We start from the raw sequence: 16,404 nt of genomic DNA, 5'->3' as shown, positions 1-16,404 counted from the left end.
ATGAAATTGCGTTCAGTTCTCGCCCTGTGTTTGCTCTTTGCCGTTGCGGCGTGCTCGTCAAATAAAAACAAAGATGAGCTCAAGCGTTCGGGCCTTGCCGATTTTGATGCGACGGTAAAAATCAAGCGCGACTGGGGCAAGGGTTTTGGTTCCGGTCGCGATAAGCGCGCGTCCAATTTGATGGCGGCACTTGACGAGCAACGCCTGTTTGTCGCCGATGCCAAGGGGCGCGTTTACGCCTACGATCTTGAACGCAAAAAAAATCTCTGGAAAAGCAATGTTGATAGCGACATTGCCGCCGGGGTGGGCCTTGGGCGGCAAAATGTTTACGTCGGTACCTTTAAAGGCGAGCTAATCGCTCTGGATGCCGAAACTGGCGAGCAAAAGTGGTTGGCTGAGACCTCCAGCGAGATTCTCAGTGTGCCCGCAACAAGCTCGACCGTTGTGGTTGCGCAAACCATCGACGGTCGCCTCTACGGCTTTTCGACACGCGATGGTAAGCAGCTGTGGCGTTACGATCACGCTGTGCCCGCTTTGACGCTGCGCGGAACGGCAAACCCTGTGGTGCAGCGCAATCAGGTGATTGCCGCTTTTGCCAACGGCCAGATTGTTGCGCTGAATGTGCGCGACGGAGCGCTGCTGTGGAGCGGTCGGGTCAGTTCACCCAAGGGGCGCCACGACCTTGAGAAAATGATTGATATAGACGGCAGCCCGATTATCGATGGCGGCATGGTCTACGCTGCGACCTATCAAGGCGCTCTGGCGAGCTTTAGTAAAGCTAAGGGTCAGGTGCTGTGGAAGCAGGATTTAAGCAGCTATCGCAATCTGGCGGTCGACGGTGCTCATGTTTATGCCGTTACCGATGAGAGCCATGTTGTCGCCTTTAACGCAGCCAATGGCAGCATACTCTGGACCAACGAGCAGATGCAGATGCGTGGTCTCGATTCACCTCTGCTGCTCGATAACTACGTATTGGTTATTGACGACGACGACTATTTGCATGTGCTTAACAAGGCCGACGGCAGTTTTGCCGGGCGCCGCAAGTTAAGTGGCGACGGTTTCAGTGCGCCGATGCTGTTTGTCGACGGTGGTTTTTTGGCCCTTAGCGATGATGGCAAGGTGTCGATCTACTCCCTTAAACCCTAGTTTTGTTGTTGCTTGAGCGCCGGTGCCAAGGCGCTCTACAATTTACCTCCATACTCATCAGCCTTTAGGCCTGCCATGTTAGCTACAGTCGCTCTGGTCGGACGCCCAAATGTGGGCAAGTCGACGCTGTTTAATCGCCTTACCAAAACCCGCGATGCGCTCGTGGCCAACCACGCCGGCCTGACCCGCGATCGCAAATACGGCGAGCTCGAAATTGGCGAGCGCCGCTACCTTGCCATCGATACCGGTGGTTTAAGTGGGGAAGAAGAGGGCATCGACCTTGAGATGGCCGGGCAAAGTTATCAGGCTATTGAAGAGGCCGACCTGGTTTTATTTTTGGTCGACTGTAAAGACGGCATTACCAGCGCCGATGAAGAGATCGCCGAGCACTTGCGTCGCAACAGTAAAAAAGTTGTGCTGGTTGCAAACAAGGTTGATGGTCAGAATGAAGATGTCGTGGTCAGCCAATTTTATGAGCTCGGTTTTAGCCATATCGTCGGCACAGCCGCAGCCCAGGGGCGCGGCTTAAAAAGCTTGCAGCAGGCCATCGTCGAAGCCCAGCCCGATACCGTCGTTGTTGATGAGGCCGTAAGCGAAGCGGCCGACCCGGCTTCAAAAGGCATTCGTATCGCCGTTGTCGGGCGGCCAAATGTCGGCAAAAGCACCCTGGTTAACCGCATGCTCGGTGAAGATCGCGTCGTGGTATTTGATATGCCGGGCACAACGCGCGACAGCGTTTATATTCCCTATGAACGAGAAGGCGAGGCCTATACCCTGATTGATACTGCGGGGGTTCGGCGCAGGAAAAACATCAAACTTTCGGTTGAGAAGTTTTCAATAGTTAAAACCCTGCAAGCCATTGATGACGCCAATGTTGTTATTTTGGTTGTCGATGCGCAAGAGGGCATCGTTGAGCAGGATTTGCACCTGCTTGGCCATGTTATTGATACCGGTAAGGCACTGGTGATAGCGCTAAATAAATGGGATGGGCTCGACAGCGAACATAAAGCTTATGTGAAAACCGAGCTTGAGCGTCGCCTGCGTTTTGTCGACTTTGCTGATATGCATTTTATTTCGGCATTGCATGGCACTGGCGTTGGACATTTATATCAGAGCATTAAACGAAGCTATCAAAGCGCGACTGAAAAATTTTCAACCAGCTTTTTAACCAAAGTGCTTGAGCATGCGGTAAGTGAGCACCAGCCTCCGCTGGTTCAGGGGCGGCGAATAAAGTTGCGCTATGCGCACAGCGGTGGCCACAATCCACCGATTATTGTGATTCACGGCAATCAGACGCGCAGCGTGCCCGGTCACTACCATCGTTATTTGGAGAAAACCTTTCGCCGGGCACTCGACTTACACGGCACACCTGTTCGCATCGAATTTAAAACCGCCGACAATCCCTTTGAAGGTAAAAAAGCAAAAATAAAAAGTAATCGCCAACAAAAATTGCGCGAACAAAGCCAGCAGAAAAAAGGCGGAAGAAATACCGCTCCGAATCGCGGCAAACGGTAGCGCTAGCTCTAAGGCCTGTTTGTTAAGGTTTAATGCAGTCTGGGTGTTAGATAGATATGGCCGTTTTTGTTCGTATATGTGTTGCCAGTATATTTTTCTCGGCTTTTTTTTCTAAACAAGCTGCTGTCGCGTCAACACTTGTTCCATTTACCAGCGATGGCTGCAGTGCCTTTCCCGATGGTACTTCCGAGCAGGAAAAGCTGTGGCTCGAATGTTGTACGGCCCATGATTTTGCCTATTGGCAAGGCGGCAGTTATCTGCAGCGCATAGAGGCGGATGTCGCTTTGCAACAGTGTGTATCCGGCTTAGGTGAGCACAGTGTTGCGCTTATTATGCTTGCCGGTGTACGCATTGGTGGTTCGCCATATTTTCCAACTCAATTTCGCTGGGGTTACGGTTGGCCCTATCCGCGCAATTACGGCCCGTTAACCGACGACGAACAAAAACAAGTGTTGCAGTTAAGCCCCGGTTTTTAGTTGTCCAGCCCCAATTTAAGGCCGCCTTTAGTTGTGCTTCCGATCCCTTCTGTTTCTCATACTTAAAAAAAATATCGCAAAATATTGCTTCTTTAGTTTGGGTTTCTGCCAACCGCCTGTCGGCATAGTGTTCATTAATTATACGTAAGTGACCGTATTAACATTTTCTAGTTCGGGGCAATTTTATACTTCGGCGCTCTGGGAGATGGAGAATTGAGATGCTTAATTACGTATTGGGGCGCAAATGTTTTTATTTGCTCAGCCTCGTTTTTTTAATATCTTGTGGCGGAGCGGTCGATGTTGATAGCCCGCTTGATGAAGATGAACAGTCTGGCGGTGGCGAGCAGACGCCGGCGCCGGTAATACCGGGGCAAAATAATAAACCTTTTGCGTTTTTTAAATTTGAGCTTGTTGATGGCCAATTGCAATTTGATGCGTCTGAGAGTTTTGATGTCGATGGCAATGAAATTACATATCGCTGGGGGGGCGATATTGATGGTGACTGGCAAAGCGCTTCACCAAGCATGCTATACGATGACAGCAAAACTTACCGTATAGAACTTACTGTTAGTGACGGTGAGCTCGAGCATTCCTATGTTGATGTTATTGATGAAAAAGCGGTGCTCGAAAGGGGAGATGTTGAACGGGGCAAGCAGGAGTATTCAAATCGCCAGTGTTTCGGCTGTCACGGAGATGATGGTGACGGTCTCAATAAACTGGACCCGAAGAAAAAGCTCTATCGCCATTCGGAAGCTGGCTTTGATGAAAGCTTGAGTACTTATACTGCTAAGCGTATGCCCGGCGGGTGTACTGGCCAGTGTGCACTGGATGTTAGTGCTTATATACGCAGCTGGAATGCGCAAGCTCAACTTGCGGCAAAACCTCAGCCTCTGCCTTCTGGCCAGCCAAGTGTAAATCCGGAGCCTCAGCCGACGCCAGATACGCAGCCGAGCACTCAGCCAACGGTTTTACCTACGGCTCAGCCAAGCGATGAGCCGGGTGGGCTGCCTCAGCCTGAGCCCAGCTCGGCACCAAAGGGCAATGCTGAAAAAGGTGCGCAACTTGCCGGCGGAGCTATGTGTGTGGGTTGCCATGCGGACAACAAAGACGGCAGCTTTGGCGGGCCTTACCCCTATACGCTTGCTGAGTTGAAGTATCCGAGCAATACAAACTATCGTGCCGATACAGTTGAGCAGCTGGCTCAGTATCTTGCTGAGACCATGCCAAAAGCTGGCGCAGAAGCTTGTATTGACGACTGCGCGCGCGATATTGCGGCCTATCTTTGGACTTATATTGAGGCTGCGCCTGAGCCTGTGCCAACGATGATGCCACCAGTATTACCAAGCCCGCTGCCGACAGCTCAGCCGACTGTCGCGCCGACGGCTCGTCCAACGGTTGCCCCGACGGCTAAGCCGACTGTAGCGCCGACATCTACACCGACGCCTACACCAACGCCGACGCCTACACCAACGCCGACGCCTACACCTACACCAACGCCGACGCCTACACCAACGCCGACGCCTACACCAACGCCTACACCAACGCCTACACCAACGCCGACGCCTACACCTACACCAACGCCGACGCCTACACCAACGCCGACGCCGACGCCTACACCAACGCCGACGCCTACACCAACGCCGACGCCGACGCCGACGCCGGAAGCCACGCCGGATGCAGTCAATGGTGAGATTTTAATGGGCAGTACTATGTGCTCAATCTGTCACCAGGATAATATGGATGGTACCTATGGCGGTTTCGCTGCATTTGATATGAACGACTTGAAGTACCCTGATAAGAGTATGTATTCCGCCGATAGTGAAGCTGACCTTGTTGTGTATATCGAGGAAACGATGCCTCAGGGCGGAGTGGCAAACTGTGTTGGCCAATGTGCTGAGGATATTGCAGCCTACTTGTGGAGCTATGTGGGCACTATGCCGGATCCCGAGCCAAATCCACTGCCATTTACCCCGGATGTTGCTCAAGGTGAGTTGGACTATCAGATGTATTGCTCTCACTGTCACGGCCCGAAGGGGGATGTGGGCAATGCTGGCAAGCAGATCGTTGGTGCGAATTGCACTTCCTGTAATCAAGGTGCGCTGGCGCTGTATGAGAAGATTTTAAATACCATGCCGCCGACCAACCCGGGTGCGTGTGGCGGTCAGTGTTCTGCGAATACAACCCAATATATTCTCGAAAAATTAAATTAGCGTAAAAAACGCGGTGTCTAACACTGCGTTTTTATCTGCTTAATTTGCAGTGGTGCATATTCGGGCAGAGATCGTTAGTTAATTTCTGAGCCGCTTTGGGTAATTAATTTACTGAGTTAATTCTCAATAACGTAGCTATCATATAAGGCGCTGAGTGGTCTTTGATTCAGCGCCTTTTTTGTGTCTGCCTTTCTTTGCCGTTTGTCGCGTTGATGTTATTCCGTACTTTGCTTGTTCTTGGCTTCATTTTTCCCGTCTTATATAGCTAGCTTGACCGCTAAAAAATTTTTATTTAAGTGAGTGTAAGCGACGAAACAATGGTTTTGTCTGGGCTCTGTGCTATCGGACAAAAATATCGGACAGGTGTTTTTTATATTTCAAGATCATTTTTATATATAAATTTATATGCGGCTTTAACAAAAAGCGATGGCCTCTTCTATTCGTGCCAGATAGTTTTGTGTAAGTAATATTTTAAATTTGCTCTTTTTTGTTCTCTGTATGCTCTTCTGTGTTTTTTATGCATTTTTGTTCCGTTTGCCTGTATTTAAAAGTCTTTTAGGTTAGAAAACGATTACATTCACATTTGCAATTTTTATTGCTAAGTAAACTGCGGCCCATTGGGAGATGGAGAGTTTGTTATGGGTCGTTATCGCTGGGGGCACTTGTGTTTTTACTTGTCCGCCCTTGTTTTTCTTATATCGTGTGGGGCCGGGCCTGAAGTTGCGAGTCCGGAGGATAATGTGCTGCCCGGAGCCGGGGCCTCATCGACGCCTCAACCTATTGTCAGCCCGAAGCCTTTGCCCAGCGGTTCGCCGGGTGGCCAGCCGACAGTTGCTCCTAGTGCGCAGCCGACCGTTCAGCCGACAACACAGCCAACGGTCGCGCCTACGTTTATGCCGACGTTTGCACCAAGCGCTGCCCCCAGTGCTCAACCGAGCCCGCTGCCATCGGCTAAGCCAAGCCCAGTACCAAGCCCAGTACCAAGCAGTGCTGCCAGCCCGTTACCGAGCCCTGAGCCCAGTGTTTTACCGAGCGTTGAGCCTTCCGTTGAGCCCAGTTCCGAGCCTGAGCCCGAGGCCGATCCGGTGAATGGCGAAATTTTAATGGGCAGCGCGATGTGCGGCAGCTGTCATATCGATAATCTCGATGGTACTTTTGCAGGTTTTGCCGACTTTGATGTTAATGATCTCAAATATCCGCAAGACACCAACTATACAGCGGACAGCGAAGCGAACTTAGCGCTTTATATCGAGGCGTTAATGCCTAAAGGCCCGGCGGAAAATTGTGTGGGACAGTGCGCTAAAGACATTGCTGCGTATTTGTGGAGCTATGTCGGGACTATGCCTGAGCCCGAGCCTTCTTCCAGCGCCGCGCCAACCCCGAAACCGAGCGCTATGCCAAGCCCAATGCCAAGTGATGAGCCGTTGCTCGGCAATTTAGTTCAGGGTGAAAAAGACTACGCACAGTTTTGTGAAGGTTGCCACGGCCCTGCGGGCGATGCCGGCAGCACTGAGGCCGAGAAAAATCTTTACAGTTTAATTGGCCAGTACTGCGAAACCTGTGCTGACGGCGACGCTGCATTGTTCGAAAAAATTGTCTCGACCATGCCGCCGGGCAATGAAGCGAATTGTAACGGCCAATGCGCCGCCGATACCGCCAAATTTATAATGGAGGTTTTTTACAAACCGAACCTTGAAGACGATGTCATTGTCAGTTGTGATGATGGCAGTATTAATGTCGGCGAAAGTGTGATGAAGCGTTTAAATAAGCGCGAGTACATTAACACTGTCGAGGACTTGCTTGGCTTAGATGCCGCTCTGTTTGCCGACTTAGTTCAGGGCGAGACCGGTACCGGCTTCGACACCGCTGAAAGTTCACACAATGTATCGTTAATTCATATTCAAGGTTTTCAAAGTGCGGCTGAAAAAATTGCTGCGGTTTATACCTCGGCCTTGCAGTTGAGCTCTGGGGCCGCTCTGGGTGGCGATCAATGTAATAGCACGGCGCAGTGTAAAACGAGCTTTGGCGACAGCGCTTTTGATTGCCAGAACAGCGCCTCGGCGAGCAGTGTCTGCCTGTGTGATACAGGCATTGGCTCTCAGCGCTGTGACGTGCTGTTCCCTCCGGCCGATACGGGCGATGGCGAGGCGCTATTTAACTGTTCCGCGTTTGATGATAATTGTGCAAGCAGTTTTATTGCCAAGTTAGGTGAGCGCGCATTTCGCCGGCCGATTAAAAGTGATGAGCTGAATTATTTAACGGCAATTTACCGCGATAACAAAGACGACCTTGGTTTTAAACCGGCTTTGCAGATGGTTGTTGAAGCAGTTCTGCAAGCGCCAGAGTTTTTATATCGCCCAGAACACGGCATCGCCGACAACAATAATGACGGGGTCTTGCAGCTGAGTTCATGGGAGGTTGCCAATCGCCTGTCGTATTTATTTTGGGGTACTGCACCCGATGCCACGCTGCGCGAGTTAGCGGCGATGGACAAACTTCGCGACCGTGCGGTGATAAAAACCCAGGCAGAGCGCCTGCTAAACGATCATAAAGCTAAAGCTGTTTTACACAACTATTTTACCGGCTGGATGGGGCTCGATAGCCTGCAGGGCTTAATGCGAAACGCCGAGGTGTATCCGGATTTTGACGAGGAGATACCGGGGCTTTTGTGGCAAGAGACTCAGTCATTTATTAATCATGTTTTTGATCAGCACGACGGTAGCTTTGATGAGCTAATGACGGCGAATTATTCCTTTGCAAATAACAAGCTCGCCTCGTTCTACGGAATTGATGCACCGGCAAGCAATGAATTTGCAATGGTCTACGACGGCACTAAAAAGAAAAATCACGGTATTTTAACGCACGCGAGTTTTATGGCGACTCACGCGCACGACGTCGAGTCTGCGCCAATACTTCGCGGTGCTTTTCTTTATGGCAAGGTAATGTGTAAGCCAATCTCGGCGCCGGCCGATAGTGATGCACTGCCCATTGAGCCGCCCCTGCCAGACCCTACAAAGTCGACGCGCGAGCGCTGGGTGGCGCAGACCAGTATTAATTCCGAGTGCAGCGCCTGCCACCGTTTAATTAATCCGCCGGGTTTTGTTTTTGAAAATTACGACGCCAGTGGTCGCTGGCGCGAGCAGGAAGTCACCAAAGACGATGCCACGGGTAAGAGTTATACCCACGCCATTGATGCAACTGCCGAGGTGCTTGGGGCAGGGGAGTTGTCGGGTTATTACCCGGGGCCTGCGGAGTTTGTCAGTGCGCTTGCTGCAAGTGAAACGGTGACGGCCTGTGCAGTGAAAAACTGGGGGCACTATAGCTACGGGCGTGTATTGGATAACAAAGCCTATGACAAGTGCTCAGTGGATCAGGCTTATAAAAGTTTTGTCGACAGTGGTAAAAGCATAAAGGCACTACTGGTCGCTTTTACTCAAACCGATGCTTTCCTCTATCGAACACAGGTGCAGTAACATGAAAAGAATGAGTCGACGTCGCCTGCTTGGCACCAGTGGTTTGGCTTTGGGTTTGCCTTGGCTGGAGTACTTTGCGCCAACACTTGCTCACGCAAACACCGGCCCCGGTTTTACCGCCGATGGCATGCCGCAGCGTTTATTTGTTGTATTTAATGGTTTGGGCTCTATGCGCAAAGCCTGGCTTGATGCCAGCGATCAAAATCGCGCCCCGGGTAGCTACAATCTCGAGCAAATAGGCTTTGGTGATATTTTAAAACCGCTTGAAAGTAAAAAGCGTTTGATGACGGTTATTAAAGGTGCAACTACGGCTTCGCGAGACAATACCCACGAATCCGCCGAAGTGGCCATTCTTACCGGGCAGCCCTATGTCGGGCCGGGCACAAATGAAAATCGACAGCAAAATGTGCAGTCGGTTGACGGTATCAGCCTCGACCGACATATTGCCAATACCATCGGTGCACAAACTGCATTTCGAACCATCAATACCACCGTGCAGGGCAACGACACCTACAAGGCGATTAGTCACAAAGGCAACTTTCAACCTGATTTTCCAATTCGCAATCCTTACCAGGCCTTTGATACCTATTTGGGGGGCAATGCAGGTAACGATATTCAGCAGCTAATGGCCCAGCGTCGCATTGAGGTGCTGGATCAGACTTATGAGCGCTATCAGCTTCTGAAGGGCAAGGTCGGCGCCGCCGATCAGCAGCGCTTAGATCAGCATTTAAATAGTTTGGCTGAACTGATTGACGGCATGAAAAAACTGCACAATGGCAGTGATATGGCCGGAGCTTGTGCGGCCCCGGGTTTGTTGCAGCGCCATGAACTCTTGCCCGAGCGCGGCGCCGATGCTCGCCACTTTACCGACGGTATCTACGCAAACTTTCGCAATAACACCACAACTACGTCACGTGCGGTTATTCGAACCCATATGGATATTGCGCTGCAGAGTTTGCAGTGTGGTTTATCGCGTGTATCTGTGTTTGATTCCGGTCATTTTCACGGTCACGGTAGTCAAAGCCACAATGCGCCTGAAAATCTTTATACCTACGACCTGTTAAATAAAAACAATCGCAGCGCCAATGAAAATAACGTTGTGGCAATCGTAAATTCCGGCGTTCGCACTGCCGAAAATTTAAACTACTTGGTGGATCGCCTAAGCTCAATCAGCGAAGGCAATGGCACAATGATGGATAATTCACTGATCTTGTGGATTTATTCTCACGCCGATGGCAATTCTCACGGCCGCGATGACTCAACCCAGGTGCTGATTGGCAATGCCGGTGGCAAGTTTGATATGGGGCGCTATATCAAACTGAATACGGCCGACAAGATTTATCACACTGAGTTGCTGACCTCGATTGCCAACTGTTACGGCCTGCAAGATCAGTCCTTTGGTGACAGCAAGTGGGCAGGTCGCGGCCGCTTTGCTGAGCTCGGGGTGCGTATTTAGCCACCCTAAATAAGGGTCGCTGGCATAGCTTTAACAATAAACTCCGCCGCTTTATGTGGCGGCGTGTTTGTTTGGCACTCGGCTTTTAGGCCTTGATTAACGGTATTTCATATACGTTTGTCGGGGATCTTGCTCTTATCCAAGTGTCTGGTAGATTATTTAGATGCTTGAAACTCCTTCTGATTAGCCCTTGAAAACTGTCGCGAACCTGCGATAATGCGCCTCCTTCGAGCCAGACTCGATTTCTGTGGTGGCCCAATTTGGTCCTCTCGCAACATGAAGCTGTAAACTCCGCCAGGTCCGGAAGGAAGCAACGGTAGCAGTTGAATTGTGTGCCGGGATGTGGCTGGATTGGGTCGCTTCCAAGCTTTGCCTGCAAGTCTTATCTCTAATTAAGCCCCTTTGCTTTTCAGTCCGTTCCCCCGCTTATAGTCACGCCTGCTTTTGTCAGACTTTGTGCGTATAATCCCCGTTTTTGCACTGCTGACAGGAATAGAGCCTGCCCATGAGTTATCAGGTCCTCGCGCGAAAATGGCGACCGCGCATCTTTAGTGAAATGGTCGGCCAGGAGCATGTGCTCAAGGCATTGATCAACGCGCTGGACCACAATCGCCTGCACCATGCCTACCTGTTTACCGGTACGCGCGGGGTTGGTAAAACCACGGTCGCACGAATTTTGGCGCGTTGTCTAAACTGCGAAACTGGTATTGGCAGTTCTCCGTGCGGTGTTTGTCAGACCTGTGTTGAAATAAACGAGGGGCGCTTTGTCGATTTGATTGAAGTCGATGCGGCGTCGCGCACCAAAGTTGAAGATACGCGTGAACTGCTCGATAACGTGCAATACGCACCGACCAGCGGCCGCTTTAAGATCTATCTGATTGACGAAGTGCACATGCTCTCAAACTCGAGCTTTAATGCACTTTTAAAAACCCTTGAAGAGCCACCCGAGCACGTTAAGTTTTTACTGGCGACGACAGACCCGCAAAAGTTGCCGGCGACAATATTGAGTCGCTGCCTGCAATTTAACCTGAAAAACATGAGCCCAGAGAAAATTGTGGCTCACCTGCAGAATATTCTCGCCGAAGAAATGGTGCCGTTTGACGCGGGCGCCCTTTGGCAGCTTGCGCGCGCGGCCGATGGTTCGATGCGCGACGCGCTGAGTCTGACCGATCAGGCCATCGCCTTTGGCAACGGCAAACTGCAAGATGCCGATGTAGCGGCCATGCTCGGCAGCATCGATCACAAGTTTACCCAGACCTTAGTTGAGGCCTTAATCAATGAAGACGGTGCTGCGTTGCTCGCTGCGGTGGCTCAATTTGCTGAGCACGCACCGGATTACAGCGCAGCACTGGCCGATTTACAGACGGTTTTGCACCGCATTGCCATCGCCCAGGCGCTGCCCGCAGCGCTCGATAACAGCTATGGCGACAGGGATTTAATGCTCAGTTTTGCCAGCCGTTTGGCCGCCGAAGACGTGCAGCTGTTTTATCAGACAGCACTTATGGGCCAGCGCGATTTACAGCACAGTGTTGTGCCGCGCACCGGCTTTGAAATGACCTTGCTGCGCATGTTGGCCTTCAAACCCCAAGGGCTTGTTGATGTGCCGACTCAGAACTTGAGCGCTGACGCAGCAAAAGTACTTGCCGATCAGCAGCCGGCAGCGCTTCAAACTAGCGCAGCCCAGCAAGCGTCAGCGCCATCTGTACCCGATGCAGCAGAGGCTGCGGCGACCGCAGCACCGTCACACAGTGGCGCGCCGGTGGCCAGTGACAGCGATATACCGCCGTGGCATCAATCGCAGCACTTAGCGCCTAGCGAGCCAGCGCCGAAGCCCAGCGGGGCAGCTGGACAAGAGACTGTAAGTCCGGAAGCGGTGCTGGAGGGCAGTGGCTCAAAAAAGCCTGAAGCCCTCACGGGCGAGCTTGCACAAGGAGGCACACCGGCAGCGCTCAACTCGACAGTGACGCCACTTCAGCCGGGCGCAGCGGCACAAACAGCTGCGCCGCAAGCACCCTTGGAAGAACCAAGCAAAGCGCCCTTAGCTTCGCTGGAAGAGTCTTCAGCGCAGGAGGAGTCTTCAGCGCAGGAGGAGCCTTCAGCGCATCAAGAGCCCTCAGCGTATGAACACAAGCCCTCAGCGTACGAACACAAGCCCTCAGTGCATCAGCAAAAGCCTGAGCTGCCAGAGCCAGAGTCGGCTAAGCAGCAACGGCAAAGCAGGCCCCCTGAGCCCTCCGCTCAAGCGCTCGCCCAGCCAAATGCGGATATAGCTGCCGCTCACGTGCAGCGCGCTGTGGCAGCGTTGTCTTCTACTGAGCAAAGCGGTGAGCACACAGCGCCGAGCGAACAGGTGGCGAAGGTTGCGTTGGCGGAATTTGGTTGCGATACCTGGATCAGTGTCTATCGCCAGTTGCCAATTGGCGGTGTGTTAAAAATGACGGCATCCAATCTGGTTTGCATGGGGCTTGAAGATGGTCGGGCGCTATTTTTACAGGATGAACTCTCCGGCGGGCTGTTAAATAAAGAGCATGCGCTGAGCCTTGGGCGTGCGCTCAGTGAATATTTTGGCGCTGAGATCAGCGTTGATATTGAAGCCGGTCAGCAACCAGAGCACATGGAAACACCTGCTCAGTGGCGACTTAGAAAACAGCAGGAGCGAAGAGCCAACGCACTGGCTTCTCTTAAGGCCGATGCAGTGGTAAAAACACTGGAACAACATTTTTCGGCAGTGATGGATGACAGCTCACTGCAAGTGATTGACGAATAACAGGAGCAAAGACAGGTGATGAAAGGTCTTGGTGACATGATGAAACAGGCCCAGCAAATGCAAGAGAACATGCAGAAAATGCAGCAGGAGCTGGCCAATGTAGAAGTGGAAGGGCAGGCCGGTGCCGGCTTGGTGAAAGTGGTCATGACTGGCCGCCACGATGTCAAACAGGTTAAGGTTGATCCGGATGTATTGAGCGAAGATGTGTCCATGCTCGAGGATTTACTTGCCGCCGCAGTGAACGACGCTGTGCGCCGTGTCGAAGAAAAAAATCAGGCGAGCCTCGCCGAGCTCACCGGCGGTATGAGCATGCCTCCTGGCTTTAAAATGCCGTTTTAACCCGGAGCTGGTTGCCGTTTAGATTTATGTTTTCGCCGTTAATTGATGAGCTCATTCGCTCGCTGAAAGTTTTGCCCGGGGTCGGACCCAAAAGCGCCCAGCGTATGGCTTTGCACCTGTTGGAGCACGAGCGCGAGGCGGCCTCAAGGCTCGCACTCGCCTTAAATAACTGTGTTGAAAAAGTGCAGCGCTGTCAGGGATGTCGAACCTTAAGCGAAGAGCCTTTGTGCTTTTTATGCAATAACCCGCGCCGCGACAAAAAGTTAATTTGTGTGGTGGAAAGCCCGGCAGATGTTTTGGCACTCGAGCAGAGTGCAAGCTTTGGCGGTCATTATTTTGTTCTGCACGGGCGCCTGTCACCGATAGATGGCATAGGCCCGGCGGACATTGGCTTAGATGTGTTGACTGCGCGCATGCGCGATGATGAGCTTGAAGAAATTATTGTCGCCACCAATCCGAGTATGGAAGGTGAGGCGACCGCTCACTACATTGCCGAAAAGGCCCGCGCAGCGGGTGTCAAAGTTAGCCGCATCGCCCACGGCGTGCCGATTGGCGGTGAGCTTGAATATATTGATGGCGGTACGCTTGCCCATGCACTTAGCTCGAGAAGGCAGCTCTGATGTCCGATAGTCTATTAAAACAGCCCGTGCACTGGGTCGATAGTGACGCCGAACTTGAGCGCCTGTGCGACAGCTGGCAAAACACCAAACTGCTGGCGCTTGATACTGAGTTTATCCGCACCTCGACCTATTATCCGATCGCCGGTTTACTGCAGCTCAACGATGGTCAGGCGACGTATTTAGTCGATCCAACATGCATAGATGATTGGTATCCACTGATCGAGCTGCTCGATGATAAACAGCGAATTATTGCTATGCATGCCTGCAGCGAAGACCTGGAGGTCCTTCAGCAGTGCCTCGGTTGTATACCGGCGCAAATTTTTGATACTCAGGTGGCCATTGCCTTTGCCGGCGGTGCTGCATCAATGGGTTATGCTGCGCTGGTTGAGCAGGAGCTCGGGCTTGCGCTGCCGAAAGCTGAAACGCGCTCGGACTGGCTGCAAAGGCCCTTAAGCAAAGCCCAATTGATGTACGCGGCACTCGATGTTGAATACTTGTTTGAGCTGGCGCAGTTGCTCTTTGCTCGGCTTGAGCAGCAGCACAAGCTCGACTGGGTGCTCGAAGACGCCCGTCGCCAATATCGTCAGTTTAAAGCGAACCAGCAGGGCCGCCAGGCCGTCGATCGCATTAAAAATTCCTGGAAACTGATACCGCGCAAGCTCGCTGCGCTGCAGCGCTTGGCCGATTGGCGGGAAAACCTTGCCCAGATGGACGATGTGCCGCGCAACCGGGTCATAAAAGAAGGCGCCTTGTACGAGCTGGCGCTGAGTATGCCCAAGCACATCAGTCAGTTGCGTAAGATCGAGGGCATCAGTGATCGCATCGTGCGCAAGCACGGCGAACATATCGTCGAGCTGATTGCCGGCGTCGAAGCGCTGCCTGACGATCAACTGCCCGAGCCGTTACCTAAGCCCTTGAATAAAAGTGAGCGTGAAAAATTGCAGGCGCTCAGGGCGTTTATCAATGCGCAGGCTGACAATTTAGCCGTGGCGCCGGAACTGATATTTCGCAAAAAAGACTGCGAGCGCATATTGCGCTTGGCCGCAGCTGAATCCTGGCAGCCGCTTGAGGCGATGTTACAGGGCTGGCGCGAACAGCAACTGGGTTCGGCCTTAAGACAATTTTTAAAAGAATTATGAAAAAACTTGTAGAAATATATCGCTGCAGTAAAAAAGAGGGTTTGTACCTCTATGTTAACCGAGGGCAAAAGCTTGAAGATTTGCCCGAAAGCTTGCTGCAAAGCCTTGGTAAAACCGAGCTGGCCATGAGCTTAAGCCTCGATAAACAGCGCAAGTTGGCGCAGGTAGACGTTGTCAAAGTGCTTGAAGCGCTCGAAGATGCGGGCTATTTTCTGCAGCTGCCGCCGTCGGTTTCTGTTGAAGAGCAGCTCGGCAGCAGCACGTAGGGCAAATATGGCAATGCGCGATCAATTCTGGCAGCACTACAGTCTCGATGAGCTGAGTCGGGAAGAGTGGGAGGCGCTCTGCGATGGCTGCGCGCTGTGTTGCCTGCACAAACTCGAAGATGAAGACAGCGGTGCAATTGCGGTGACGGATTTAAGCTGTCGTTATCTGGATCTTGATAGCTGCCGCTGCAGTGATTACCCGCGGCGTCATATCAACGTTCCCGACTGTGTGCCGTTTGATGTACAAAGTGCGCGCAGCTTTTACTGGCTGCCTGATACCTGTGCCTATCGGCGCTTAGCTCAGGGCAGGGCGCTGCCAGATTGGCACTGGCTGTTAAGCGGTGACAAAAACCTTGTGCACACGCTGCAAGTATCGGCGCAGAATCAGAGTATATCTGAGACTTTAGTGCCCGAAGATTTGTGGCAGGAGCGCGTTGTGCGCTGGGTAGAGAGCGACAGCGATCAAAAGGCTTGATCAACACGAGCAACAACGATGACAGAACATGAATATTTTTGGGCCTGGACGTATTACCTCGGTGCGGCCGGCGTGTTTTACCTGTGCTTTTGGTATGCCAGCCGCAAGTGGTGGCGCGATGTAAAGCATATAGCGCGCGCGCTGCTCGCGGCGGTGTTATTCACCCCCTGGTACAGCGACGGCGGTTATCACCTTCTGGCGCCGGCCTGGTTAAGCTCGGTGGCCGATATGTTACTCGAGCGCGATGGCGGTTTTTTCCGTGCCGGCACGCCGCTGCTGGCTGCACTGTGCCTGGCCATGCTTATCGCAACCGCGCTTGCGTTTATCAAACGCAAGAAAAAGCCCGAGCCTCGGCGCGGCGCAACCGAGCGCAAGGCTGCCTGATATTTCAGTGCGGGCCCCACTAAACCCCAGTGTTGTTCACTTAAGTGCAAGCTTTGCTCCTAGCATCTCGTTACATTATTAAGTGAACAGTGTTGCCCGCTAAGCCCCGCTACTTAAAGTCTTGCCTGTGTGTTTATC

General features: G+C 52.2%; 13 protein-coding genes and 1 other RNA gene. All 14 read left to right on the top strand.

The features are described from left to right. The 14 genes from bamB to CFK45_RS00425 all read left to right on the top strand — a co-directional run bounded on the left by bamB (position 1) and on the right by CFK45_RS00425 (position 16,266). On the top strand, positions 1–1,146 hold the full coding sequence (gene bamB / locus CFK45_RS00490) for an outer membrane protein assembly factor BamB (protein WP_096084444.1): 1,146 nt from the start codon (positions 1–3) through the stop codon (positions 1,144–1,146). Positions 1,147–1,221: 75 nt separating this feature from the next. After that, complete coding sequence (der, locus tag CFK45_RS00485; RefSeq protein ID WP_096084443.1) at positions 1,222–2,661, top strand: ribosome biogenesis GTPase Der; 1,440 nt, start codon at positions 1,222–1,224, stop codon at positions 2,659–2,661. A 56-nt stretch (positions 2,662–2,717) separates the two neighbouring features. Continuing rightward, a complete protein-coding gene (locus tag CFK45_RS00480; RefSeq protein ID WP_239923486.1) occupies positions 2,718–3,137 on the top strand; it encodes an FAD-binding oxidoreductase in 420 nt (139 codons plus the stop codon). 218 nt (positions 3,138–3,355) lie between these two features. Next, entirely contained in the window at positions 3,356–5,347 is a 1,992-nt protein-coding gene (locus tag CFK45_RS18220; protein WP_143247439.1) for a c-type cytochrome, read from the top strand. A 740-nt stretch (positions 5,348–6,087) separates the two neighbouring features. Continuing rightward, a complete protein-coding gene (locus tag CFK45_RS00470) occupies positions 6,088–8,820 on the top strand; it encodes a DUF1592 domain-containing protein (protein WP_158224562.1) in 2,733 nt (910 codons plus the stop codon). A gap of 1 nt (position 8,821) precedes the next feature. Further along, positions 8,822–10,276, top strand: coding sequence for a DUF1552 domain-containing protein (locus CFK45_RS00465; RefSeq protein WP_158224561.1), 1,455 nt, complete (start codon positions 8,822–8,824; stop codon positions 10,274–10,276). 258 nt (positions 10,277–10,534) lie between these two features. Next, an RNA gene (ffs, locus tag CFK45_RS00460) (signal recognition particle sRNA small type) lies at positions 10,535–10,631 on the top strand. 150 nt (positions 10,632–10,781) lie between these two features. Further along, positions 10,782–13,043, top strand: a complete 2,262-nt coding sequence (gene dnaX / locus CFK45_RS00455; protein ID WP_096084440.1) for a DNA polymerase III subunit gamma/tau — start codon at positions 10,782–10,784, stop codon at positions 13,041–13,043. A gap of 18 nt (positions 13,044–13,061) precedes the next feature. Further along, a complete protein-coding gene (locus tag CFK45_RS00450; protein WP_096084439.1) occupies positions 13,062–13,382 on the top strand; it encodes a YbaB/EbfC family nucleoid-associated protein in 321 nt (106 codons plus the stop codon). A 26-nt stretch (positions 13,383–13,408) separates the two neighbouring features. After that, positions 13,409–14,002, top strand: coding sequence for a recombination mediator RecR (recR, locus tag CFK45_RS00445; RefSeq protein ID WP_096084438.1), 594 nt, complete (start codon positions 13,409–13,411; stop codon positions 14,000–14,002). Continuing rightward, entirely contained in the window at positions 14,002–15,141 is a 1,140-nt protein-coding gene (rnd, locus tag CFK45_RS00440) for a ribonuclease D (RefSeq protein WP_096084437.1), read from the top strand. The genes recR and rnd overlap by 1 nt, the downstream gene beginning before the upstream one ends. Then, entirely contained in the window at positions 15,138–15,407 is a 270-nt protein-coding gene (locus CFK45_RS00435; protein WP_096084436.1) for a YcgL domain-containing protein, read from the top strand. The genes rnd and CFK45_RS00435 overlap by 4 nt, the downstream gene beginning before the upstream one ends. A gap of 7 nt (positions 15,408–15,414) precedes the next feature. Continuing rightward, positions 15,415–15,882: a YcgN family cysteine cluster protein gene (locus CFK45_RS00430; protein WP_239923485.1), complete on the top strand. Its 468-nt coding sequence runs from the start codon at positions 15,415–15,417 to the stop codon at positions 15,880–15,882. Positions 15,883–15,900: 18 nt separating this feature from the next. After that, a complete protein-coding gene (locus tag CFK45_RS00425) occupies positions 15,901–16,266 on the top strand; it encodes a hypothetical protein (protein WP_096084435.1) in 366 nt (121 codons plus the stop codon). Positions 16,267–16,404: the final 138 nt, after the last annotated feature.

This window comes from Agaribacterium haliotis (genome assembly GCF_002312815.1).
Classification (GTDB): domain Bacteria; phylum Pseudomonadota; class Gammaproteobacteria; order Pseudomonadales; family Cellvibrionaceae; genus Agaribacterium; species Agaribacterium haliotis.
This window is presented reverse-complemented; position numbering and strand designations above follow the sequence as displayed.

Coding starts and splice junctions, on each gene's coding strand:
- bamB (WP_096084444.1), top strand. CDS start 1: ATGAAATTGCGTTCAGTTCTCGCCCTGTGTTTGCTCTTTGCCGTTGCG.
- der (WP_096084443.1), top strand. CDS start 1,222: ATGTTAGCTACAGTCGCTCTGGTCGGACGCCCAAATGTGGGCAAGTCG.
- CFK45_RS00480 (WP_239923486.1), top strand. CDS start 2,718: ATGGCCGTTTTTGTTCGTATATGTGTTGCCAGTATATTTTTCTCGGCT.
- CFK45_RS18220 (WP_143247439.1), top strand. CDS start 3,356: ATGCTTAATTACGTATTGGGGCGCAAATGTTTTTATTTGCTCAGCCTC.
- CFK45_RS00465 (WP_158224561.1), top strand. CDS start 8,822: ATGAAAAGAATGAGTCGACGTCGCCTGCTTGGCACCAGTGGTTTGGCT.
- dnaX (WP_096084440.1), top strand. CDS start 10,782: ATGAGTTATCAGGTCCTCGCGCGAAAATGGCGACCGCGCATCTTTAGT.
- CFK45_RS00450 (WP_096084439.1), top strand. CDS start 13,062: ATGAAAGGTCTTGGTGACATGATGAAACAGGCCCAGCAAATGCAAGAG.
- recR (WP_096084438.1), top strand. CDS start 13,409: ATGTTTTCGCCGTTAATTGATGAGCTCATTCGCTCGCTGAAAGTTTTG.
- rnd (WP_096084437.1), top strand. CDS start 14,002: ATGTCCGATAGTCTATTAAAACAGCCCGTGCACTGGGTCGATAGTGAC.
- CFK45_RS00435 (WP_096084436.1), top strand. CDS start 15,138: ATGAAAAAACTTGTAGAAATATATCGCTGCAGTAAAAAAGAGGGTTTG.
- CFK45_RS00430 (WP_239923485.1), top strand. CDS start 15,415: ATGGCAATGCGCGATCAATTCTGGCAGCACTACAGTCTCGATGAGCTG.
- CFK45_RS00425 (WP_096084435.1), top strand. CDS start 15,901: ATGACAGAACATGAATATTTTTGGGCCTGGACGTATTACCTCGGTGCG.